This window comes from Tepidimonas thermarum (assembly GCF_007556705.1).
Taxonomy (GTDB): Bacteria; Pseudomonadota; Gammaproteobacteria; order Burkholderiales; family Burkholderiaceae_C; genus Tepidimonas; species Tepidimonas thermarum.
The window spans coordinates 1-21,751 of the sequence record NZ_VJOL01000013.1 but is presented as its reverse complement, the minus strand read 5'-3'; the positions used below and the strand labels follow the sequence as shown (position 1 = coordinate 21,751).

General features: G+C 69.9%; 22 protein-coding genes. 15 read left to right on the top strand and 7 right to left on the bottom strand.

From position 1 onward, the window contains the following. Window positions 1–4 precede the first annotated feature (4 nt). Window positions 5–1,033: a porphobilinogen synthase gene (gene hemB, locus Tther_RS04900; protein ID WP_143901489.1), complete on the bottom strand. Its 1,029-nt coding sequence runs from the start codon at window positions 1,031–1,033 to the stop codon at window positions 5–7. 78 nt (window positions 1,034–1,111) lie between these two features. Here hemB and Tther_RS04895 point away from each other — a divergent pair, with 78 nt between their 5' ends. Continuing rightward, window positions 1,112–1,903 carry a hypothetical protein gene (locus Tther_RS04895; RefSeq protein ID WP_185975010.1) on the top strand — a complete coding sequence of 264 codons (792 nt, stop codon included), beginning with the start codon at window positions 1,112–1,114 and terminating at the stop codon, window positions 1,901–1,903. A 30-nt stretch (window positions 1,904–1,933) separates the two neighbouring features. On the opposite strand, the gene Tther_RS04890 is transcribed toward Tther_RS04895, so the two are convergent. The 3 genes from Tther_RS04890 to Tther_RS04880 form a co-directional block, all read right to left on the bottom strand. Further along, the gene (locus tag Tther_RS04890) at window positions 1,934–2,161 is read right to left on the bottom strand and encodes a cysteine-rich CWC family protein (RefSeq protein ID WP_143901485.1); all 228 of its coding nucleotides are present in this window, start codon (window positions 2,159–2,161) and stop codon (window positions 1,934–1,936) included. A gap of 10 nt (window positions 2,162–2,171) precedes the next feature. Beyond that, on the bottom strand, window positions 2,172–2,945 hold the full coding sequence (locus Tther_RS04885; RefSeq protein WP_143901483.1) for an alpha/beta fold hydrolase: 774 nt from the start codon (window positions 2,943–2,945) through the stop codon (window positions 2,172–2,174). Window positions 2,946–3,072: 127 nt separating this feature from the next. Continuing rightward, window positions 3,073–5,298, bottom strand: a complete 2,226-nt coding sequence (locus Tther_RS04880) for a malate synthase G (protein ID WP_143901481.1) — start codon at window positions 5,296–5,298, stop codon at window positions 3,073–3,075. Between the two features lie 180 nt (window positions 5,299–5,478). Between Tther_RS04880 and Tther_RS04875 the strand changes: the two genes are divergently transcribed. The 4 genes from Tther_RS04875 to Tther_RS04860 all read left to right on the top strand — a co-directional run bounded on the left by Tther_RS04875 (window position 5,479) and on the right by Tther_RS04860 (window position 8,302). Further along, complete coding sequence (locus tag Tther_RS04875; RefSeq protein ID WP_143901479.1) at window positions 5,479–6,402, top strand: LysR family transcriptional regulator; 924 nt, start codon at window positions 5,479–5,481, stop codon at window positions 6,400–6,402. 136 nt (window positions 6,403–6,538) lie between these two features. Next, window positions 6,539–6,760: an antitoxin MazE family protein gene (locus Tther_RS04870; RefSeq protein WP_143901477.1), complete on the top strand. Its 222-nt coding sequence runs from the start codon at window positions 6,539–6,541 to the stop codon at window positions 6,758–6,760. Further along, a complete protein-coding gene (locus Tther_RS04865) occupies window positions 6,757–7,083 on the top strand; it encodes a type II toxin-antitoxin system PemK/MazF family toxin (RefSeq protein ID WP_185975009.1) in 327 nt (108 codons plus the stop codon). The genes Tther_RS04870 and Tther_RS04865 overlap by 4 nt, the downstream gene beginning before the upstream one ends. Window positions 7,084–7,528: 445 nt before the next feature. Further along, on the top strand, window positions 7,529–8,302 hold the full coding sequence (locus tag Tther_RS04860) for a class II aldolase/adducin family protein (protein WP_143901475.1): 774 nt from the start codon (window positions 7,529–7,531) through the stop codon (window positions 8,300–8,302). On the opposite strand, the gene Tther_RS04855 is transcribed toward Tther_RS04860, so the two are convergent. From Tther_RS04855 to Tther_RS04845, 3 genes are read right to left on the bottom strand one after another with little or no spacing between them, the layout of a single operon-like run. Beyond that, window positions 8,280–9,044 carry a nitrilase-related carbon-nitrogen hydrolase gene (locus Tther_RS04855; RefSeq protein WP_143901472.1) on the bottom strand — a complete coding sequence of 255 codons (765 nt, stop codon included), beginning with the start codon at window positions 9,042–9,044 and terminating at the stop codon, window positions 8,280–8,282. The genes Tther_RS04860 and Tther_RS04855 overlap by 23 nt on opposite strands. Window positions 9,045–9,091: 47 nt before the next feature. Further along, a complete protein-coding gene (locus tag Tther_RS04850) occupies window positions 9,092–10,783 on the bottom strand; it encodes a flavin monoamine oxidase family protein (RefSeq protein ID WP_246098917.1) in 1,692 nt (563 codons plus the stop codon). Between the two features lie 19 nt (window positions 10,784–10,802). Continuing rightward, the gene (locus tag Tther_RS04845) at window positions 10,803–11,462 is read right to left on the bottom strand and encodes a LysE/ArgO family amino acid transporter (protein ID WP_143901471.1); all 660 of its coding nucleotides are present in this window, start codon (window positions 11,460–11,462) and stop codon (window positions 10,803–10,805) included. A 114-nt stretch (window positions 11,463–11,576) separates the two neighbouring features. Between Tther_RS04845 and argP the strand changes: the two genes are divergently transcribed. From argP to Tther_RS04795, 10 genes are all read left to right on the top strand, one after another. Further along, window positions 11,577–12,479 (top strand): HTH-type transcriptional regulator ArgP, encoded by a 903-nt coding sequence (argP, locus tag Tther_RS04840; protein ID WP_143901469.1) that lies wholly within the window; start codon window positions 11,577–11,579, stop codon window positions 12,477–12,479. Between the two features lie 123 nt (window positions 12,480–12,602). Beyond that, window positions 12,603–12,983 (top strand): DUF2237 family protein, encoded by a 381-nt coding sequence (locus Tther_RS04835; RefSeq protein ID WP_143901467.1) that lies wholly within the window; start codon window positions 12,603–12,605, stop codon window positions 12,981–12,983. 58 nt (window positions 12,984–13,041) lie between these two features. Further along, entirely contained in the window at window positions 13,042–14,037 is a 996-nt protein-coding gene (gene speB / locus Tther_RS04830) for an agmatinase (RefSeq protein WP_143901465.1), read from the top strand. 48 nt (window positions 14,038–14,085) lie between these two features. Then, window positions 14,086–15,768, top strand: a complete 1,683-nt coding sequence (gene argS / locus Tther_RS04825; RefSeq protein WP_143901461.1) for an arginine--tRNA ligase — start codon at window positions 14,086–14,088, stop codon at window positions 15,766–15,768. Window positions 15,769–15,798: 30 nt separating this feature from the next. After that, on the top strand, window positions 15,799–16,443 hold the full coding sequence (locus tag Tther_RS04820) for an SPOR domain-containing protein (protein WP_143901459.1): 645 nt from the start codon (window positions 15,799–15,801) through the stop codon (window positions 16,441–16,443). Window positions 16,444–16,531: 88 nt separating this feature from the next. Continuing rightward, a complete protein-coding gene (locus Tther_RS04815) occupies window positions 16,532–17,167 on the top strand; it encodes a thiol:disulfide interchange protein DsbA/DsbL (protein WP_246098916.1) in 636 nt (211 codons plus the stop codon). An 88-nt stretch (window positions 17,168–17,255) separates the two neighbouring features. Then, the gene (gene lptA / locus Tther_RS04810; RefSeq protein WP_143901455.1) at window positions 17,256–17,897 is read left to right on the top strand and encodes a lipopolysaccharide transport periplasmic protein LptA; all 642 of its coding nucleotides are present in this window, start codon (window positions 17,256–17,258) and stop codon (window positions 17,895–17,897) included. Continuing rightward, the gene (gene lptB, locus Tther_RS04805) at window positions 17,894–18,649 is read left to right on the top strand and encodes an LPS export ABC transporter ATP-binding protein (RefSeq protein ID WP_143901453.1); all 756 of its coding nucleotides are present in this window, start codon (window positions 17,894–17,896) and stop codon (window positions 18,647–18,649) included. Before lptA ends, lptB begins: the two co-directional genes overlap by 4 nt. A 4-nt stretch (window positions 18,650–18,653) precedes the next feature. Next, window positions 18,654–20,225, top strand: coding sequence for an RNA polymerase factor sigma-54 (gene rpoN / locus Tther_RS04800; protein ID WP_143901451.1), 1,572 nt, complete (start codon window positions 18,654–18,656; stop codon window positions 20,223–20,225). Between the two features lie 8 nt (window positions 20,226–20,233). After that, entirely contained in the window at window positions 20,234–21,442 is a 1,209-nt protein-coding gene (locus tag Tther_RS04795; protein WP_143901448.1) for a THUMP domain-containing class I SAM-dependent RNA methyltransferase, read from the top strand. Window positions 21,443–21,751: the final 309 nt, after the last annotated feature.

Below are 21,751 nucleotides of genomic sequence, written 5' to 3'. Positions count from 1 at the left end.
GGTTTCAGCCCTGGGACGCCAACAGGCGCGCCGCCTCCAGCGCAAAGTAGGTCAGCACACCGTCGGCGCCGGCGCGCTTGAAGGCCAGCAGACTCTCCATCATCACCGCGTCGTGGTCAAGCCAGCCATTGGCGGCGGCCGCCTTGAGCATCGCATACTCGCCACTGACCTGGTAGGCGAAGGTGGGCACCTTGAACTCGTCCTTGACGCGTCGCACCACGTCCAAGTAGGGCATGCCGGGTTTGACCATGACCATGTCGGCGCCTTCGGCCAGGTCCAGCGCCACCTCGCGCAGCGCCTCGTCGGAATTGGCCGGATCCATCTGGTAGACCTTTTTGTCCGCCTTGCCCAGGTTGGCGGCGCTGCCCACGGCGTCGCGGAAGGGGCCGTAAAAACTGCTGGCGTACTTGGCGCTGTAGGCCATGATGCGCGTGTGCACGTGGCCGCGTGCCTCCAGCGCTTGGCGGATGGCGCCGATGCGGCCATCCATCATGTCGCTGGGCGCGACAATGTCCACCCCCGCAGCGGCCTGCACCAGCGCCTGCTTGACCAGCACCTCGACGGTGGCGTCGTTGACGATGTAGCCGGTGTCGTCGAGCAGGCCGTCCTGCCCGTGGCTGGTGTACGGGTCCAGCGCGACATCGGTCATGACCCCCAGGTTGGGCACGCGCGCCTTGAGCTCGGCCACCACGCGCGGGATCAGGCCGTCGGGGTTCCAGGCCTCGCGTCCGTCGGGGGTTTTGCGCGCCGGGTCGATGACCGGAAACAGCGCCATCACCGGGATGCCCACATCCGCGCACGCCTGCGCCACGGGCAGCAGCTGGTCCAGGCTGAGCCGCTCCACGCCAGGCATCGAGGCCACCGGCTCGCGCCGGCCCTGGCCCTCGAGCACGAACACCGGGTAGATCAGGTCGTGCACGGTCAGGTGGTGCTCGCGCACCAGGTTGCGGGTGAACACGTCGCGGCGCAGGCGGCGCGGACGCGACAACGGGTAGGGGGCCGGGTGGCCGCTGATCGGGGTGGGCGCATTCATGACCGTTATTGTGACCGCTTGGCGGCTGGGCTACACTGGGTGGCCGTGTTTGCAGCCCGCCCATCTGGCCACCCCTCTGTGACCGACACCCCCTCGCGCGACCACACCTCGGCGTCCGAGCCGCCCTCGGCATGCGCGTGGCGCATGGATGCACACTGGCCCGACCTGGCGGTGGCGGTGACCGAACAGGCCATCGAATCGGTCGATCACCTGTTGCGCGGGCTGGCGCTGTTGCAGCAGCGCGGCCGCATCACCGAGGCGGAATACCGCATCCTGGCCGTGCCGGCGCTGCGCCTGAAACACTGCGGGATCCAGGCGCAACAAATCGTGCGCCTGCAAAGCGGACAGGTGCGCCAATCGCACGAGAAGGTGGACCTGGCGCAGGTGGTGGCCGCGGTGCTGGACGAGCGCCGCGACGCACTGCTGGCGCAGGGTGTGACGGTGCAGCGCCGGCTGCAGCCGGTGGAGCTGTTCATCGACCCCACGCTGGCGTACAGCCTGGTGCAAACGCTGCTCGAGTGGGGCCTGCAGCACGGCAGCCAGCTCGAGGTCGGCGTCGAGCCCCGCCCGGCCGAGGACGGCGCGCACCCGGCCGGCGAGCCCCCGCCCCGGCGCGCCTGGCTGGAGCTGGCGGTGTGGCCCACCGACGCAACCGCCCCCGCCTCGGCGCGCACCGACGGCGTGCTGTGGCTGCTGGCGCAACAGCTCGCACGCACCGATGGCGGCATCGTGGTGCAGCGCGAGGTCGAAGCGGCGCCCCTGCGGATAAGCGCAACGTTTCGGCGCGCGGTCGCGCCCCTGCACCACCGGTCAGCCCAGCCGGGGGACCGCACCGGCGGTCACCCCCCCGTGGACCTCGCGCAGCCCTGAGGGGCAGCGGCGCCGCCCCGCCGACTGGCGTCAGCCCCGCGCGAGCGCGCAGCGCGCGCACACACACGCCAAGCCGCGGGCATGCGGCGGGATGCGGTCCAGCACCTCGGCCGCAAACGCCACGCGGGTGCACCAGCACGGCGCCTGGGCCTGGCCCGTCAGGCGCTCTTGCTCCATGGCGCAGCCGTTGGCGCCCCCGCACAGCGGACAGCGCGTCGGGTTCACCGGCGTGGCTGTGCCGGCCGACTCGGTCGTCACGGCAGCCCCTTCACAGCGCAACCGCGTCGCGCAAAAACCGCTCCATCACGGTCACCAACGCGATCGGGGTTTCGTCCATGGGGTAGTGGCCTGCATTGGCCATCACCTCCAGCCGGGCGTGGGGGTAGTGCTGCAGCCAGGTCGCGCGGCACGTCGCCTCGCCCAGCGCAGGGTCGTGCTCGCCGGCCACCACCAGCACCGGCACCGTCTGGCCCTGGATGCGCTCGACGAAAGCGGTCTTGGCCCAGGCCGTCAGGTACGCGGCAAAGGCTTCGACGTCCGAATGGGCCAGCGACGAGCGCACCATCGCATCCAGCCAGGTGCCGGTCAGCCGCTGCCCCGTGGTCAGGTCGATGATGGCGCGGCGCGTGGCCGGATCTTGCGCCGCGGCCGAGAAAAACGCCCACCCCTGCGGGTCAAACGGCACGCCGCTGGCGGGCACCGGGGTGATGCCCACCAGCGCCTGCACCCGCTGCGGCGCTTCGGCCAGCACGTACTGGATGGCGCTGCCGCCCATCGAGTGCCCCGCGAGGGCAAAGCGCTCCCACCCCAGCTGGTCGGCCAGCGCCAGCGCGTCGTGCGCAATCTGCTCGATGGTGTACGGCCCGCCGCTGCCCTTGCGGTGCCCATAGCCGCGGTAGTCCATGAAGGCGTAGCTGAAGGCGTCGGTGTCCAGATGCTGCACCATCGGCCCCCAGCCCCGGGCATGGCCAAACCAGCCGTGCAGCATCAGCACCTTGCGCGGCCCCTGGCCGATGACCTGGGCGTCGTGGCGGATGTTCATGGCGATGTCTCCTCGTCCCCACGGGGTCGAGGCGCCGACCCCTGTGGCACCCGATTGTGCCCGCATCCGCCCGGCGCGCCAACCGCCGGAGCGTCACCCAGGACGCCCAGCAACCGTCGGCGCCAGCTCAGTGGCGCGCGGCCTTGACCTTTTGCCGCCAGGCATGCAGCAGCGGCTCGGTGTAGCCGCTGGGTTGCTCGCGCCCCTTGAACACCAGATCCAACGCCGCCTGGAAAGCCATGCTGGCGTCGAAGTTGGGCGCCATCGGGCGGTAGTTGGGATCGCCGGCGTTTTGCTGGTCCACCTTGCGCGCCATGCGCTCGAAGGTGGCGCGCACCTGGGCCTCGCTCACCACACCGTGGTAGAGCCAGTTGGCCACGTGCTGGCTGCTGATGCGCAGCGTCGCGCGGTCTTCCATCAGGCCCACGTCGTGGATGTCGGGCACCTTGGAGCACCCCACGCCCTGGTCCACCCAGCGCACCACGTAGCCCAGGATGCCCTGGATGTTGTTGTCCAGTTCGGCCTGTTTGTCGGCGTCGCTCCAGTTCGGGTTGGCGCTGACCGGCACGGTCAGCAAGCCCGTCAGCAGGGTGTCGCGCTCGGCGTCGGCGTCGATTTGCTCGAGCTGCTGCTGCACCGCGGCCACGTCCACCTGGTGGTAATGCAAGGCATGCAGCGTGGCCGCCGTCGGGCTGGGCACCCAGGCGGTGTTGGCGCCGGCCTTCGGGTGGGCAATCTTTTGTTCCAGCATCGCCTTCATCAGGTCTGGCATGGCCCACATGCCCTTGCCGATCTGGGCGCGGCCGCGCAGCCCGCACTTGAGGCCCACCAGCACGTTGTTGCGCTCGTAGGCCTGGATCCAGGCGCTGCTCTTCATGTCGTTCTTGCGGATCATCGGACCGGCCAGCATCGCGGTGTGGATTTCGTCCCCCGTGCGGTCCAGGAAGCCGGTGTTGATGAACGCCACGCGGCTGGCCGCCGCGCCGATGCAGGCCTTGAGGTTGATGCTGGTGCGGCGCTCCTCGTCCATGATGCCGAGCTTGACCGTGCTGTCCGGCAATCCCAGCAGTTGCTCGACGCGGCCAAACAGCTCGTTGGCAAACGCCACTTCCTTGGGCCCGTGCATCTTGGGCTTGACGATGTAGATGCTGCCGGTGCGGCTGTTGCGAATCGGCTCGCCACTGGGCAGCTTGCCACGGCCCTGCAGGTCGTGCAGCGCGATGGTGGTGGTGATCACCGCGTCCATGATGCCTTCCGGGATCTCACGCACCGTGCCCTCGGCGTCGGTGTAGAGGATCGCCGGGTTGGTCATCAGGTGGCCAACGTTGCGGATGAACAGCAGCGAACGGCCCGGCAGCACCACCTCGCCGCGGCCGTCGGCGGCGGTGTAGCGGCGGTCGGGGTGCAAGCCGCGCGTGAGCATGCGGCCGCCCTTGTCAAAACGTTCGGTCAACCAGCCCTGCAAAATGCCCAGCCAGTTGCGGTAGCCCAGCACCTTGTCCTCGGCGTCCACCGCGGCCACGGAATCTTCCAGGTCCAGGATGGTGGACAGCGCCGCTTCCAGCACCACGTCGCACACGCCGGCAGCGTCGCTGGCGCCGATCGGGTGTTGCCGGTCGATGCGGATGTCCAGATGCAACCCGTGGTGGCGCAGCAGCACCGCCGACGGGGCCGCCGCGTCGCCTTGATAGCCAACGAACTGCGCCGGGTCCTTCAAGCCCGTCACCGCACCGCCAGCCAGCGTCACGCGCAGCGCGCCGCCTTCCACCGCGTAGCGCGTGGCCTGGGCGTGCGAGCCTTGCGCCAGCGGCGCCGTCTCATCCAACACGCGGCGCGCGTAGGCGATCACCTCGGCACCGCGCTTTTCGTTGTAGCCCGGGCCTTTGGCGCGGCCGTCGTCCTCGGGGATCACATCGGTGCCGTAGAGCGCGTCGTACAAACTGCCCCAGCGCGCGTTGGCGGCGTTGAGGGCGTAGCGCGCGTTGAGGATCGGCACCACCAGCTGCGGGCCGGCCTGCGTGGCCAGCTCGGCGTCCACGTTGGCCGTGGTCACGCGCACCTCGCCCGGCGGCGGCACGAGGTAGCCGATCGTCTCCAGAAATTGCCGGTAGGCCGCCATGTTGGTGATCGGCCCGGGGTTGGCGCTGTGCCACTTGTCCAGCTCGGCCTGCAGCCGGTCGCGCTCGAGCAGCAGCGCGCGGTTTTGGGGCGCCAGGTCCGCCACGATGGCGTCAAAACCGCTCCAGAAGCGGCCACTGTCGATGCCGGTGCCGGGCAGCACCTGGTCCTCGACGAAGCGATACAACACCTCGGCCACTTGGAGCCGACCAACCGCGATGCGGGGGGTGGACATACACAACTCTCCTATGCGTCGAATCCGGCAAACGCGGCGCGCGCCTGCTCCATGGCTGATCGCGCGCACCACGCTGGGCATGACCGCCCAAATTGAGCCATGACTGTAGCGCACGCGCCGCCCGCAAAAAAGCCGATCGAACGCCGTGCAGCCGTGACATGAAGTTACATAATCCACGCCATGGACAAGCTCAAGGCGATGGAAACCTTCGTCGCGGTGGCCCAGCGCGGCAGCCTTGCGGCCGCCGCACGCGCCGAGGGCGTGGTGCCCGCCATCATCGGGCGGCGGCTCGATGCGCTGGAAGAGCACCTGGGCGTCAAGCTGCTGGTGCGCACCACGCGGCGCCTCATCCTCACGCCCGAAGGCAGCGCTTTTCTGGAAGACTGCCAACGCCTGCTCGGTGAACTGGCACAGGCCGAGGCCAACATCAGCGCTGGCGGGCACACCGTGCGTGGCCACCTGCGCATCACCGCGCCGGCGGGCTTTGGCCGCCAGCGCGTCGCCCCGCTGGTGCCCTTGTTTCGCCGGCAGTACCCCGAGGTCACGGTCTCGCTCAACCTGAGCGACCGGGTGGTGGACCTGGTGGCCGAAGGCTACGACTGCGCGGTACGGGTGGGCGACCTGCCCGACTCGTCGCTGGTCAGCGTGCGCCTGGCCGACAACCGCCGGCTGGTGGTGGCCGCGCCCGACTACCTGCGCCGGCGCGGTACGCCCGCCACCCCCCACGAGCTGCTGCAGCACGACTGCCTGATCCTGTCGTCGGAAGCGTCGCAGACCCGCGGCTGGGCATTCACCCTGCCGGCGGAGCATGGCCGCGTCGTGCACATCCGCCCGCGTGGGCCGCTGGACTGCAGCGACGGACAAGTCCTGTACGAGTGGTGCCTGGCCGGACTGGGCCTGGCGTGGCGCAGCACCTGGGAGGTGCAGGCCGACCTGAATGCCGGACGGCTGGTCAGCGTGCTCGACGACTACGCCGCGCCGCCCAATGGCATCTACGCCGTCTTTCCCAGTGCGCGCCACCTGCCGCGGCGCGTGCGGGCGTGGGTGGACTTCCTCAAGGCGCAGTATGGGCAGGCGGGGTTTTGGGGACGGGGCAACCCGTGAAAACCCCGCACCGCCGTACGATGGGCGGCGCGCATGACCAGGCAAGACGCTACCCGTTTCGCAACGGTCTTGGCGCGGCTGCGCATCGGGTAAAACGCCGTATACTGTTGCATGTAACACACTTGGAGGTTCGACCGTGGCCACCCCTGTCAATCTGCGCGTTCAAAAGCGTCGCGATGCGCTGCGCCGCGCAGGCTTGCGTCCAGTCCAGATCTGGGTGCCCGATACACGTCGCCCGGACTTTGCGCAGGAGTGCCGCCGCCAGTGCTTGCTGGTGGCCGAGGCTGATGCTGCCGACAGGCAGTTGCAGCAACTCTTGGATGACGCCGTTGCGGATGCGGATGGCTGGCAGACATGATGCGCGGCGACTTGGTGACGATCGCTGTGCAGGGCGACTTTGGCAAGCCACGGCCTGCTCTGGTGATCCAAGCCAACCACTTCCTCGAGCACAGCAGCGTGACGGTGCTACCGGTTACCAGCACGCTGGTTGATGCGCCATTGCTGCGCGTCAGGGTTGAGCCCAGCGCGGACAACGGCCTGCAAAAGCCCTCCCAAGTGATGGTGGACAAGGCGCTGACGGTTCGGCGTGACAAAGTAGGGCAGCCCTTCGGGCGGATCGATGCGGACACACTGATCGAGGTCGAGCGCTGCTTGGCGGTGTTTTTAGGTATTGCAAAGTGACGCACCCTGCGCGGCAACGGCCGTGCTGTGCTCAGCGGCCAGGTGGTCTTTTTTCCACATGGCCCATCCCGTCTGCGACGTGATGCGGTGTGGGGGCGAGATGGCAGCAAGGCGACCGACCCGTGGGGGGAACGGTTACATGTCAAGTCCCGGCCGATCATGTGGCCACCGCTGAAACCGATGAGAACGCGTCCGATGTGAGCCCTTCATGGCCTGGAGGGGTACGCGGGCATGATGCCCCGCCTGGGGCATAGGGTGGTTATGTAGCCAAGTGCGGCACCGAATAGCGCAGTAGCGGCGTCCGCCAGCCTCCCCCATTTGGGGGAGGTGCTGTCACCCTCGCGATAGCCCGCCCCATCCTGGCCGCCTATCGTCCGCGGCTGCATGGGCCGGGCATGAATCCCCATGCCGCGACCGCCCGCTCGACACCGCAGAGGAGACCGACATGAGCACCCCCCTCCACATTCCCAGCCGGCAGGGCCAGGTCAGCGATGCCGAATGGCAGGTGCGCGTGGACCTGGCGGCCGCCTACCGGCTGGTGGCCGCGTTTGGCTGGGACGACCTGGTGTTTACCCACATCACGGCGCGCGTGCCGGGCACGGATGACCAGTTTTTGATCAACCCGTATGGCTTGCTGTTCGAGGAAATCACCGCCTCCAGCCTGGTCAAAATCGATGTGCACGGCAACAAGCTCGACGACAGCCCGTTCCCGGTCAATCCGGCTGGGTTTACCATCCACAGCGCCATCCACGCCGCGCGCCACGACGCGCAGTGCGTGCTGCACACCCATACCCTCAACGGCGTGGCGGTGTCGGCGCAAAAGCATGGCGTGCTGCCCCTGTCGCAGCAATCGATCTTCGTGCTGGCCAGCCTGGCGTACCACGACTACGAGGGCGTGGCGTTGCGCGAGGACGAAAAGGCGCGTCTGGTGGCCGATCTCGGCGATCGGCACTTTCTGATGCTGCGCAACCACGGTCTGCTGACCGTGGGGCCGACCGTGGCGGACGCCTTTTTGTCGATGTACCTGTTCGAGGCGGTGTGCGCCATCCAAATCCGGGCGCTGGCCGGCGGTGGCGAGCTGATCCCGGTCGATCCCGCCATCATCCAAACCGCGCAGGCCCAGGCCCGGCAGGTGACGCACGGGCAAGGCGCGGGCGCCCTGACCTGGCCGGGCCTGCTGCGCCGGCTGGACCGCCTCAACCCGGGCTATCGGCAATGAGGAGTTCGGCCCCCCGCCCCGCCCGCGCGCGCACCTCGCCGCGCGGGCCGACCAGCGTGCTCAAGCCGCCGTAGCGCGTGCCGCCCTCCGCGCCGCAGGCGTTGGCGTAGGCAATGGCCACACCGTGCTCGGCGGCCAGGCGCGGCACCGTCAGCCGCGGGGCGTCGTCGTAGGGCAGCATGTTGGCCGTGGACACAAGGATGAGGCGGGCCCCCTGCCGCGCCAGCGCGCGCACGGCCGCCGGCTGCTCGACGTCGTAGCAAATGAGCAGCCCGATGCGCGTGCCGCCCCAGTCGAAGGGCGCGGCCGGCGCCACCCCCGGTGTGAAGCGCTCGGCATCGGCTTTGCCGAACAAATGGACCTTGCGGTGCACCGCCAACCGCTGCCCCTGCGGGCCAATGGCCTGCGCAGCGTTGTAGGGCAGACCGCCCTGGGGGTGGCGTTCCGGCCAGCCGTACACGATGCCCACACCGTGGCGCTGTGCGATTGCCGCCACCGCTTGGGCCAGCGGCCCGTCGGCCGGCTCGGCCAGGGCCGCCAGCCGTGCGGGGTCGATCAGGTAGCCGGTCAGCGCCATCTCGGGCGTGACCAGCCAGTGCGCCCCGCGCGCGGCGGCCTGCTGCGCCGCTTGCTCCAGCCGCTGCAAGGCCGTTGCGGTGTCGCCAGCGGCCGGGTGTTCGGTCTGCCACAAGGCCAGTCGCGTGGGGGCCAAAGGACTCGAGGTGGACTCCGGTGCGCTCATGGTGTCAAGCTTAGCGCGCGGCGCGCGGCCCTGGGGCGCCGGCGGGATCAATCGGGCAGGGCCACCGGGCCGATGTGCGGGTACCACTCCCCCGGACCGGGGTTGTCGGGGTGGCTGGTGCCGCCCAGATGACGCACGATGCCCCACACGGCGTTGAGCGCCGTTTGCACCGCGCCCTCCACCCACGCCGGGGTAAAGGAGATGTCGTCCCCCGCCAGGAAGATGCCACGCTCCCGATCGGGCAGCGCATCTTGCATGAAGTGGCCGTACATGCGGTGGTTGTAGCGGTAATGCCCGGGCAGCGCGCCCTTGAAGGCGCCGAGGAAGTGCGGATCGGCCTCCCACGACACGGTGATCGGGTCGCCAATGATGTGGCTGGCAATGTCCACGTCGGGGTAGATTTTGCGCAGTGCATCGAGCGCGAGCTGCACGCGCTTGGGCGCATCGTAGGGCAGCATCTTGAGCGCATCGCTCATCCACGCGTAGGACAGGCATATAACGCCCGGCTGGTCCGGCCCGTTGTCGAACAGGTAGGTGCCGCGCGTGAGGCGATCGGTCAGCGTCATGCCCATCAGCGGCCAGCCGTTGGCGCGCAGGTCGTTCCAAAACGGCCGGTCCACCATCACGAAGGTCTTGCTCGACTGCATGTAGCGCGTGCGGTCCAGCGCCATCCACAGCTTTTGGGAAAAGAGCGACTCCTCGCAAGCGATTTGCGTGGTCAGCAACCAGCTCTGGCAGGTGACCAGCACCGCGTCGTAGCGGCGTGTGCTGCCCCAGGCGTCGGTGACGTCGAGCTGGCCGTTGCCAGCACGCTGGATGGCCTTGACCGCGGGGCGGGGCGCACCGCCGTGCAGGCGCGCCAGGGTGGTGCCCTGCGGCCAGTGGGCAAGGCGCGCCGGCGCGTGGTGCCACAGGCCCAGCGGCACCTGCTGCACGCCGCCGACGATGAAGTGCTGGTTCTCGTCGCAGCCCGTCAGCACGACGCGCAAAATTTCCAGCATCGAGTTGGGAAAATCCGAGTCCCACCCGCCGGTGCCAAAGCCGACCTGCCCAAACACCTCGCGGTGGTGAAAGCTCAGGCGCTGAAACGCGCTGGACTGCGCCACGAAGTCGTAGAACGTGCGGTCGTCCCAGCGCGGCACCAGGGCGTTCCACAGCGTCTTGACGCGCTCGATGTCGCGCTGCCGCATGGCGGTCTGCAGCTCGGTAAAGCCCGCGCCCTCCTCCAACGCATCGGCCCAGGCCCGCGCCACCTCGCGGAACAGCGGCGGCAGATCGGCCAGCGACCGCGCCCAGTGCGTTTGCCCCTCCAGGTCGATGACCGTGCAGTTGGCCGCCGGCGTGAGCGGATTGGGAAACGGCCGGCTGTCCAGCCCCAGCAGCCGCACGTAGTGGTAAAAACCCGTGGACGACAGCGGAAAGCGCATGCCGCCCAGCTCGGCGATGGCGCCGCTGCCACCCTCGAAGGGTTGCGAGCGCAGCCGCCCGCCCATGCGCGAGGCCTCGTACACCACGGGCTTGAGGCCCAGCTTCATCAGCTCGTAGGCGGCCGTCAGCCCCGCCATGCCCGCGCCCACGATGGCCACCTCGGTGCCGTGGCGGCTGGCAGGCAGCTGCCCCAGGCCGGCGGGGTGGGCCAACCACTCGTCGTACGCGAACGGGAAGTCCGGTCCAAACACCGTGATGGGCGCATCGTGGGTGCGGCGCGCCGGCGCGCGCAAGGTCGAAGGCATGGTCATCGTCGTCTCCGGCACAGGGTCAAAACAGGCTGGCCACCAGCGCAGCGGCCGTGCCCCACATCATCAGGGCCACCAAACCGTCGAGCGCGCGCCACACGCGCAGCGAATTGAGCCGCCGCCCGAGCCAAAAGGCCGCCCCGCCCAACAGCACGAACCACAGCACCGAGCCGGTGGCCGCGCCCAGGCCAAACACTGGCTGTTGCGCCCCCCACGCCAACGAGGCGGTCCCGATCAGCACCGCGGTGTCCAGCCAGGCATGCGGGTTGAGCCAGGAAAACGCCAGCGCCGCCAACACCGCCTGGCGGCGGCTGGTGGGCGGTGCGGCCGTGCCCACCGCCACCACACCCGCAGCGGCCGGCCCGTGCCAAAACCGCTGCGCGGCACGCCAGCCATACACCGCCAAAAACAACACGCCCGCGCCGATGAGCGCACCGTGCAGTTTGTCCGACAACCCGCCCAACTGGGCCAGCCCCGCCACCCCCAGCGCGATGAGCACGATGTCGGCCAAGGCGCAGGTCAGCACGGTCAGCCACAGGTGGCGGCGCTGCAACCCGGTGCGGATGACATGGGCGTTTTGTGGGCCAATGGCCATGATGAGCGACAGGCTCATGACCATGCCGGCGGTAAAGCTCGGGGCGACGAAGCCGGGCAGGCCCGCCGTCCAGGCAAGGGGGTTCATGACGGACTCCTTCAATGCAACCAGACACTGCGCCGAAGTGTGCCGCGGCTGCGCGCCAGGTTTAACCCTTTTGACGTTGTTTTTCTGGCGTCAAGTTTTTCTTAAACTTTCGCCATGCTGGACGCCAAGCAACTCGAGGCCCTGGGCGCCGTGGTGGAGCACGGCAGCTTCTCCGCCGCCGCGCAGGCGCTGGCGCTGACGGTGGCGGCGGTGTCGCTGCGCATCAAGGCGCTGGAGGCACAGCTGGGCCAGCGCCTGGTGGTGCGCGGCAAAACCGTGCGCGCCACCCCGGCCGGACAGGCGCTGCTGACCCATGTCAAGCAGGTGCAACTGATGGAAGCGGATCTGCTGGAGCGCTTGCGTGGCAGCACCGGGCAGCGCTGGCAGAGCGTGCCCGTGGCGATCAATGCCGACTCGGCCGCCGCGTGGTTTTTGCCGGGCGTCGCGGCGTTGCTGGCGCGCCAGCGGCTGCTGCTGGACTTGACCATCGACGACCAGGACCACACGCACGAGTTGCTCAAAAATGGCAGCGTGATGGGCTGCGTGACCACCCGCGCCGACGCCATGCGCGGCTGCGTGGCCGAGCCGCTGGGCATCATGCGCTACCGCTGCGTGGCCACGCCGGCGCTGGCCGCGCGCGCCCGCACCCCCGCCGGCCGCGTCACGCCGCACCGGCTGCTGGCGCTGCCGGCCGTGATCTTCAACCGCAAAGACGCGCTGCAGGACGTGTGGCTGCGCCAGCACTTTGGGCTGCGCGCTGCGCGCTACCCGCGCCACTTCATGCCTGCGGTGGACGCGTTCGAGCGCGCCATCGAGCTGGGCCTGGGCTGGGGCATGGTGCCCGAGCTGCACCTGCGGGCGCGCACCCACCGCCCGGCGCTGCAGGAGGTGCTGCCCGACGCCGTGGTGGACGTGGCGCTGTACTGGCAACACTGGGAGCGCGAACCGCCGACGGCGCAGCGGCTCACGCGCGCCATCCGCGAGGCTGCGCGCGCCTGCCTGGCGCCGCTGGCCTGATCGTTCCCAGCCGGCCCCGGGCGACCCCGCAGGACGGCAGGGTTTTGCGCCGGCGCTAGCATCGGCTGCCATGTCGATGTCGCTTGCGTTGGGACCTGCGACCTCCCGTCCGCCTTGCTACCCATGACCACCTCCGCCCGCAACGTCCTCGGCGGCCCGCTGCGCGCCTGCTCCTACGATCCGCTGACCGGCTACTTTCGCGACGGCTGCTGCCACACCGCGTCGGACGACACCGGCTCGCACGTCATCTGCGCCAAGGTGACGGCGGAGTTTCTGGCGTTTTCGCGGCAGCGCGGCAACGATCTGATCACCCCACGCCCCGAATGGCGCTTTGCGGGCCTGAAGCCCGGTGACCGCTGGTGCCTGTGCGCGCTGCGCTGGAAGGAGGCGCTCGACGCCGGCGTGGCCCCGCCCGTGATCCTGGAGAGCTGCCACGAGCGCGCGCTGGACTTCGTCACCCTGGACGACTTGCGCGCGCACGCGTGGACGCCGGCACGCGGATGACGCGCACGGGCCATCCAGCGCCACCCAAGCGATCGGCCGCCGGTCGATAATGGCGCGCATGAGCGCCCCATCGCCCACCCTCCCCGAAGCGCCCGCCGCCGGTGACGGCGCCATCCGCCGCCCCGGCCTGCTGGGCAGCTGGCCCGAGATGACCTACGCCGGCGTGCTGAGCTTTTTGCGTCGCACCTACACGCGCGACTGGACGGGTGCCGATGTGGTGGTCAGCGGCATTCCCCTGGACCTGGCCACCACCTTCCGGCCCGGGGCGCGGCTGGGGCCGGCGGCCATCCGGGCCGCCAGCGTGCAGCTGGCCGAGCTCAAGCCGTTTCCCTGGGGCTTCGACCCCTTCGAGACGCTGGCGGTGGTGGACGCCGGCGACTGCTGGCTGGATGCGCACAACCCGCACACCATCCCCGGCGCCATCCGCGACCACGCGCGGCGCATCCTGGCCAGCGGGGCGCGCATGCTCACCCTGGGCGGTGACCACTTCATCACCTACCCGCTGCTGCAGGCGCACGCCGAGCGCTGGGGCAAGCCGCTGGCGCTGATCCACTTCGACGCCCACTGCGACACCTGGCCCGACGACAGCCCCGACTCGCTCAACCACGGCACGATGTTTTACAAGGCGGTGCGCGAGGGTTTGATCGACCCCGCGCATTCGGTGCAGATCGGCATCCGCACCTGGAACGACGATTTCATGGGCCTGCACGTGCTGGATGCGCCCACGGTGCACGCGCGCGGGGCCGACTGGGCCCTGCAACAGGTGCTGGCCATCGTCGGCGACCGCCCGGCCTATGTGACCTTCGACATCGACTGCCTGGACCCGGCGCACGCGCCCGGCACCGGCACCCCGGTGGCCGGCGGCCTGAGCAGCGCGCAGGCGCTGCACATCGTGCGCGGCCTGGTGCCGGTGAACCTGGTGGGCATGGACGTGGTGGAGGTGGCCCCGCCGTACGACCACGCCGACATCACCGCGCTGGCCGCCGCGCACGTGGCGTGCGACCTGCTGTGCGTGCTGGCCGCGCAGCGGGGGGCCCGGCGCGCCGGCGCGTAGTGGCCAAGGGTGCGCCCACCCCGCGCCCCGCCACCTACAATTCCTGCTATGCAAACCGTCAAAAACGAACTGCTCGGCGCCCTGGCCGCCGAGCTGGAAGCGTTGCTGCCTGGCGCGGCGGCGCGCGCCGCTTTCGAACAACCCAAGGTCGCCGCGCACGGGGACTTGGCCATCACCGCCGCGCTGCAACTGGCCAAACCGCTGGGCAGCAACCCGCGCGCCATCGCGCAGACCCTGGTGGAGCGGCTGCAGGCCCAGCCCGCGTTCGAGCGCTGGGTGGCGGCGCTGGACATCGCTGGCCCCGGCTTCATCAACCTGCGCCTGCGGCCGGCGGCCAAACAGCAGGTGGTGCGCGAGGTGCTGGCCGCGGGTGACCGCTACGGCCACCGCCCGCCCAACGGTCAGCGGGTGCTGGTGGAGTTCGTCTCGGCCAACCCAACCGGGCCGCTGCACGTGGGGCACGGGCGCCAGGCGGCGCTGGGCGACGCGATCTGCAACCTGTTCGAGACCCAGGGCTGGCAGGTGCACCGCGAGTTCTACTACAACGACGCGGGCGTGCAAATCGAGACGCTGGCGCGCTCGGTGCAGCTGCGCGCCCAGGGCGTACGCCCCGGCGATCCGCAGTGGCCGGAGGCCGCCTACAACGGCGACTACATCCAGGACATCGCCGACGACTTTTTGGCCCGCAAGACCGTCCAGGCCGACGACCGCACCTACACCGCCAGCGGCGACGTCAACGATCTGGACGGCATCCGCCAGTTTGCCGTGGCCTACCTGCGCCGCGAACAGGACCTCGACCTCAAGGCGTTTGCGGTGCGCTTTGACCAGTACTACCTGGAGTCGAGCCTGTACAGCAGCGGCCGCGTGGCCCAAACCGTGCAACGCCTGATCGACGCCGGCAAGACCTACGAGAAGGACGGCGCGCTGTGGCTGCGCACCACCGAGTACGGCGACGACAAGGACCGGGTGATGCGCAAGTCCGACGGCACCTACACCTACTTCGTGCCGGACGTGGCCTACCACATCACCAAGTGGGAGCGCGGCTTCACCAAGGTCATCAACATCCAGGGCACCGACCACCACGGCACCATCGCGCGCGTGCGCGCCGGCCTGCAGGCCGTGGGCCTGGGCATCCCGCCCGGCTACCCGGACTATGTGCTGCACACCATGGTGCGCGTGGTGCGCGGCGGGCAGGAGGTCAAGATCTCCAAGCGCGCGGGCAGCTACGTGACGCTGCGCGACCTCATCGAGTGGACCAGCAAGGACGCGGTGCGCTTCTTTCTGCTGTCACGCAAGCCCGACACCGAATACACCTTCGACGTCGATCTGGCGGTCCAGCAAAACAACGACAACCCGGTGTATTACGTGCAGTATGCGCACGCGCGCATCTGCTCGGTGCTGGCCCAGTGGCGCACGCAGGGCGGCGACCCGGCCACGCTGGCCGAGGCCGACCTCGGTCCGCTCGACACCCCGGCCGCGCAGGCGCTCATGCTGCAGCTGGCGCGCTACCCCGAGGTGCTCGCGGCCGCCGCCGCCGACTTCGCGCCGCACGACGTGACCTTCTACCTGCGCGAGCTGGCCGCGGCCTACCACAGCTACTACGACGCCGAGCGCATCCTGGTGGAAGACGAAACCGTCAAGCGCGCCCGGCTGGCGCTGGTGGCCGCCACCGCACAGGTGCTGCGCAGCGGGCTGCGCGTGCTGGGCGTGTCAGCCCCCGAGTCGATGTGAGCGCGCGCCGCTGACCCCACGGAGTTTGCGATGGCCCCCTCTCCCGTTTCGTCCCCCGCCCGCCGCGGCCAGCGCGGCGGCACGCTGCTGGGTTTCATGCTCGGGCTGGTGGTTGGCATCGGCGCGGCGCTGGCCGTCGCGGTCTACGTCACCAAAGTGCCGATCCCGCTGGTGGACCGTGGGGTGCAGCGCAAGCCCACGCAGCCCGAAACCGAAGCGCAGCGGCTGCGCCAGTGGAACCCCAACGCCGGGTTGTCGGCCGCCAAGCCGGAGGGCGCGCCGTCAGCGGCCAACGAGCCCCCCGCCAACGCCAGCGAGCCCGCGCGCAGCAGCGCCCCGGCGGAGGCGGCCGACCCGATCGCCGAGCTGATCCGCCAACGCACGGCCAGCGCCCAGCCCGCCGCCGGCCAAGCCGCAGCGGGTGACGCGCCCGTCGATCCTTTCCAGTACTTCGTGCAGGTGGGCGCGTTTCGCAGCGCCGAAGAAGCCGAGGCCCAGCGCGCCCGCCTGGCCCTGCAGGGGTTCGACGCCAAGGTCAGCGAACGCGAACAGGCTGGCCAGCGCATGTACCGTGTGCGGCTGGGGCCGTTTGGCAACAAGGTGGACGCCGAAGTGATGCAGGAACGCCTGCGCGCCAAACAAATCGAAACGGCGCTGGTGCGTGTGCAGCGCTGATGCCGGGGAACCGCGCCCGCTGACAACCACTCCAACGGCCACCGACGCTGCACGCGCCCACACGACTTTCCGGACTGTTTTGCCCCCGATGCCTGCCATGCAACGCCGCCACTTTCACACCATCGCCCTGGGTTGGGCCGCTGCCACCGTGCTGCCAGCGGCGCACGCGCAAGACTCCCTGCGTGAGGGCACGGAATACCGCCGCCTGGCCAAGCCCGTCCCCGTGGACACCGGCCCCGGCCAGGTCGAGGTGTTGGAGTTCTTTGCCTACAGCTGCATCCACTGCTACCGGTTCGAGCCGCTGATGACCGACTGGATGCGCAAGCTGCCCAAGGAAATCGTGGTGCGGCGCGTGCCGGTGGGCTTCAATGCCGCGTTCGAGCCCATGCAGCGCCTGTACTACACGCTCGAGGCGCTGGGGCGCTTGGGCGATTTGCACGAAAAAGCCTTCAAAGCCGTGCACGAGGAGCGGGCGCGCTTCAACACCGCCGACGCCGTCATCGCCTGGGCTGCCCAGCAAGGGGTGGACCGGCAGCAGTTTGCCCAGACCTACCAGTCGTTTGGCGTCAGTGGCAAGGTCAAGCGCGCGCTGCAGCTGCAAGACGCCTACGAAGTGGACGCCACGCCGTCGCTGGGCATCGCCGGCCGCTACCTGGTGCCCGGACAGGCGGCGCGCACGCTGACCGTCGCCGACGCCCTGATCGCGCGCGTGCGCCAGGCGTGACGCGCGTTGCGGCGCACGCCCCGGTGCGGGGTCGCGCGTGCGCGGCGGGAGCGTGGCACAATCGCTCCGAACGATAGGAGCAAATTCCGTGCCCGTTGCTGCCCGCCACCGCGTCCTGCGCCCCACCGGCCTGATCGCCCTCGCACTCCTGGCGGGCGCCCCCTTGGCCGCGCACGCCGAGCGTGCCGACCGCAACGCGCCGATGCAGGTCGAGGCCGATGCGCTGCGCTACGACGATGCGCGGCAGACCAGCGTCTTCACCGGCCAGGTGGTCATCAGCAAGGGCACGATACGCATCCGCGCGCACCAGGTCGAAGTCCGACAGGATGCGCAAGGCCAGCAGTTCGGCATCGCGCTGGGCAACGGCGCCGCGCGCGCGTTTTACCGCCAAAAGCGCGAGGGGGTGGACGAATACCTGGAAGGCGAAGCCGAGCGCATCGAGTACGACGGCGCCGCCGACCGCGTGACCTTCGTGGGGCAGGCCGAGCTGCGCCGCTACCGCGGCACGGTGCTGAGCGACCGCACCCAAGGCGCGCTGATCGTGTACGACAACCGCAGCGACACTTTCACCGTCGATGGCGACCGCAGCCGACCGGCCGCGGACAACCCCGGCGGGCGCGTGCGCGCGCTGTTGTCGCCGCGCAAGGCCGATCCCGCCGCCACCAACCCGGGGCCGGATACGCCGCCACCCGCCCTGACCCCCAGCGACCGGTTGGAGCGCCGGCCGTGACCGCCACGCCCGCGAGCCACCTGCGCGCCGAAGGCCTGCAAAAACGCTACGGGCGGCGCCTGGTCGTGCGCGATGTCTCGCTGCAGGTGCGCAGCGGGGAAGTGGTCGGCCTGCTCGGCCCCAACGGCGCGGGCAAAACGACCTCGTTTTACATGATCGTCGGCCTGGTGCGCGCCGACGCCGGGCGGATCTGGATCGACGACACGCGCGCCGAGCATTTGCCCATCCACCGGCGCGCCCGGCTGGGACTGGGCTACCTGCCGCAGGAGGCGTCGATCTTTCGCAAACTGACGGTGGAGCAAAACCTGCGCGCGGTGCTCGAACTGCAGCGCGACGACGCCGGACGGCCGCTGTCCGAACCGGTGCTGCGCCAACGGCTGGATGCGCTGCTGGCGGAACTGCAGGTCGACCACCTGCGCGAAGCCCCCGCGCCTGCCCTGTCGGGCGGGGAGCGCCGCCGCGTCGAGATCGCGCGCGCGCTGGCCGCGCAGCCCCGCTTCATCCTGCTCGACGAGCCGTTTGCCGGCATCGACCCGATTGCCGTCATCGAAATCCAGCGCATCATCGGGTTTCTGAAGGCGCGCGGCATCGGCGTGCTGATCACGGACCACAACGTGCGCGAGACGCTGGGCATCTGCGACCACGCCTACATCATCAGCGAGGGGCAGGTGCTCGCGCACGGCACGCCCGCCGACATCGTTGCCAACGCCGAGGTGCGCCGCGTCTACCTGGGCGAGCACTTCCGTCTGTAGCGCCATGAAGCACGGCCTTGGTTTGCGCGCCACGGCGCAGCTGAGTCTGACGCCGCAGCTGCAGCAATCGATCCGGCTGCTGCAGCTCTCGACGCTGGAGGTGGCGCAGGAAATCGAGCAGATGCTCGCGGACAACCCCTTTTTGGAACGCGCCGAGGAGGTGGATGACCCCACCGCCGAGGCAGACGTGGCCCTGGCCGAAGCGGGCGACGTACCCGCCAACGCCGACGCGCTGGGGGGCGACGCGGCGCTGCCGGATACGGTGGCGGCCTTTGAAGTCGGCGCGCCCGCCGAGGATTGGCCGGCGCGCCTGGACGACGACGCGGGCGGCTGGAACGGCGACACGGAAACGAGCGCGGAAGGATCCGACTGGTCGCTGCAAGGCCCCGGCGTCGGCCGCGCCGGGCGCGACCTGGACGACGATAGCCCGGATGCGACCGAGGTGGCGCGCGCGCCGGAACGCCTGGCCGATCACCTGCACCGCCAGGCCCTGGCGCTGCACCTGGACGATGACGAGCGCGCGGCGTTGTATTTTTTGATCGAATCGCTCGACGACGATGGCTACCTCAGCGAACCGCTGGAAGCCTTGACCGAGGCGCTGTGGCAGCAGCTGCTGGCCGCAGGCGGTGCGGCCTCAGCAGGCGCCCCCGCGCGCGAGCGGCACGAGGAAATCGCCTCGCTGCTGCGGCGCGCGCTTGGTTGGCTGCAGAGCATGGAGCCCACCGGCGTGGGCGCGCGCGACCTGGCCGAGTGCCTGCGGTTGCAGATTCTGGAGCTGCCCAACACCCCCGCCGCCCAGGCCGCGCTGGCCCTGTGCGCGCAGCCGCTGGAGTGGATCGCGCGCCGCGACACGCGCCGGCTGGCCCAGGCCACCGGCCTCGATGAGGGCCAGGTGCGCGCCGGCCTGGCCTTGCTCAGCCGGCTCGAGCCCAAACCCGGGCGGCGTTTTGCCGACGCCGAGCGGCAGGTCGTCGTGCCCGATGTCATCGTCACCGTGCACGGCACCCAGTTCGACGTGCAGCTCAACCCCGCCGTGCTGCCGCGCCTGCGCGTGACCGACCTCTATGCCCAGGCGCTGCGCGGCCACCGCGGTGGCGATTTGCAGGCGCGGCTGCAGGAGGCGCGCTGGTTCGTCAAAAACCTGCAGCAGCGCTTCGACACCATCTTGCGCGTGGCGCGCGCCATCGTCGATCGCCAGCGCAACTTCTTCCTGCACGGCGAGGTGGGCATGCGCCCGCTGGTGCTGCGCGACATCGCCGACGAGGTGGGGTTGCACGAGTCCACCATCAGCCGCGTCACCACCGCCAAATACATGGCGACGCCGTTTGGCACCTTCGAGCTGAAATATTTCTTTGGCTCCAGCCTGGGCACCGACGCCGGTGGCAACGCCTCCAGCACGGCGGTGCGTGCGCTCATCCGCCAAATGATCGCCGCCGAAGACCCGCGCAAACCTTTGAGCGACGGCCAGCTCGCCGAGCTGCTCAAGGAGCAGGGCATCGAATGCGCGCGCCGCACCGTGGCCAAATACCGCGAGGCGCTGCGCATCCCCCCCGCCAGCCTGCGCAAAACCCTGTAACCGATCCCATGTCCAGCTTCGATTTGTATCTGCCCTGCGCGGGCGGCACCGCCCCCTTTTTGGCCGACGAGGTCACCCGCCTGAGCGGGCTCGCACCCGCTGCGCTGACCGTCGGGCGCAGCGGCGTCGGGCTGCGCGGCGACTGGGACACGGTGCTGCGGCTCAACCTGCACAGCCGCATCGCGCAGCGCGTGCTGCTGCGCCTGTGGGAGGGCCCCTACCGCCATGAGGACGACCTCTATGCCGCCGCAGCGGCCGTGGCGTGGGAGCAGTGGTTTACACCGCAGCGCACGATCAAGGTCGAGGTCACCGCGCAGCGCAGCCCGCTGCGCAGCCTCAACTTTGCGGCGCTGCGCGTCAAAGACGCCGTGTGCGACCGGCTGCGCGCGCGCTGCGGGGCGCGGCCCAGCGTGGACACCGCGCGCCCCGACGTGCGCGTGCACCTCCACCTGGGCGCCGACACGCTGACGTTGGCGCTGGACACCAGCGGCGAGCCGCTGTTCAAGCGTGGCTGGCGCACCGACAAGGGCGACGCCCCCCTCAAGGAGACACTGGCCGCGGCCATGATCGCGGCCACGGGTTGGACCGGCCGCACGGCCGATGGCGCGCCGGTGCCGCTGTTCGACCCCTGCTGCGGCAGCGGCACGCTGGTCATCGAAGCCGCCCAGATCGCCCTGGGGATGGCGCCGGGGCGCCAGCGGCGCTTTGCCTTCGAGCGGCTGCTGCCACACGATGCGGCGCGTTGGGCGGCGCTGCGCGAGCAGGCGCGGGCCGCCGAGCGCCGCTGGCCCAAGGACACACCGCCCATCGCCTATGGCAGCGACGTGTCGTTTCGCATGGTGGACTTCGCGCGCCGCAACGCCGAGCGCGCGGGCGTGGGCGGCGCCGTCGAATTTCGCGGCGGCGACGCCCTGCAGCGCCTCCCGCCCAGCCCCCATGCGGGCGTGCTGCTGCTCAACCCGCCGTATGGCGAGCGCATCGAGGCCGCGGGCGTGGCCGGAGGCCTGGGCGCGGATGTGTTTTACGAACGGCTGGCCGCGCACTGGAAGTCGCATTTCGGCGGCTGGACGGCCTGGGTGCTGACGCCCGATCGGGAACTGCCGCGCCGCCTGCGGCTGCAGGCCAGCCGACGCGTACCGCTGTTCAACGGGCCCATCGAATGCCGCCTGCTGCGGTTCGACCTGCAAGGCAGAAACGATAAAAATGCGCAGACATAGTGTCTCTGCGCGCACACAGTGGCTTTTTTGCGACTTCACCACCGATTTGCTGTCAGCTTGTGGTAAATTTATGCCTGAGCCGTTCGCGCGGCTCCCCGCTTTTCCTCCCTGAGCGGGTGCCTTTGTGTGTGACAGCAAAAGGCTTGCAACCCCGGTCGCCTTTAGCGGCCGGGGTTCTTTTTTGTGCGCCCGGCACGGGCGCACTCTTGGAGGTGAAAGTCCTCCCGTAAGTTGATCACAGCGAACGAAGCGAAGCGCAACTGCAAGAGGGTGACCGATTGTGGGGAGGAAGCGTGGAGCGAAGCTGCG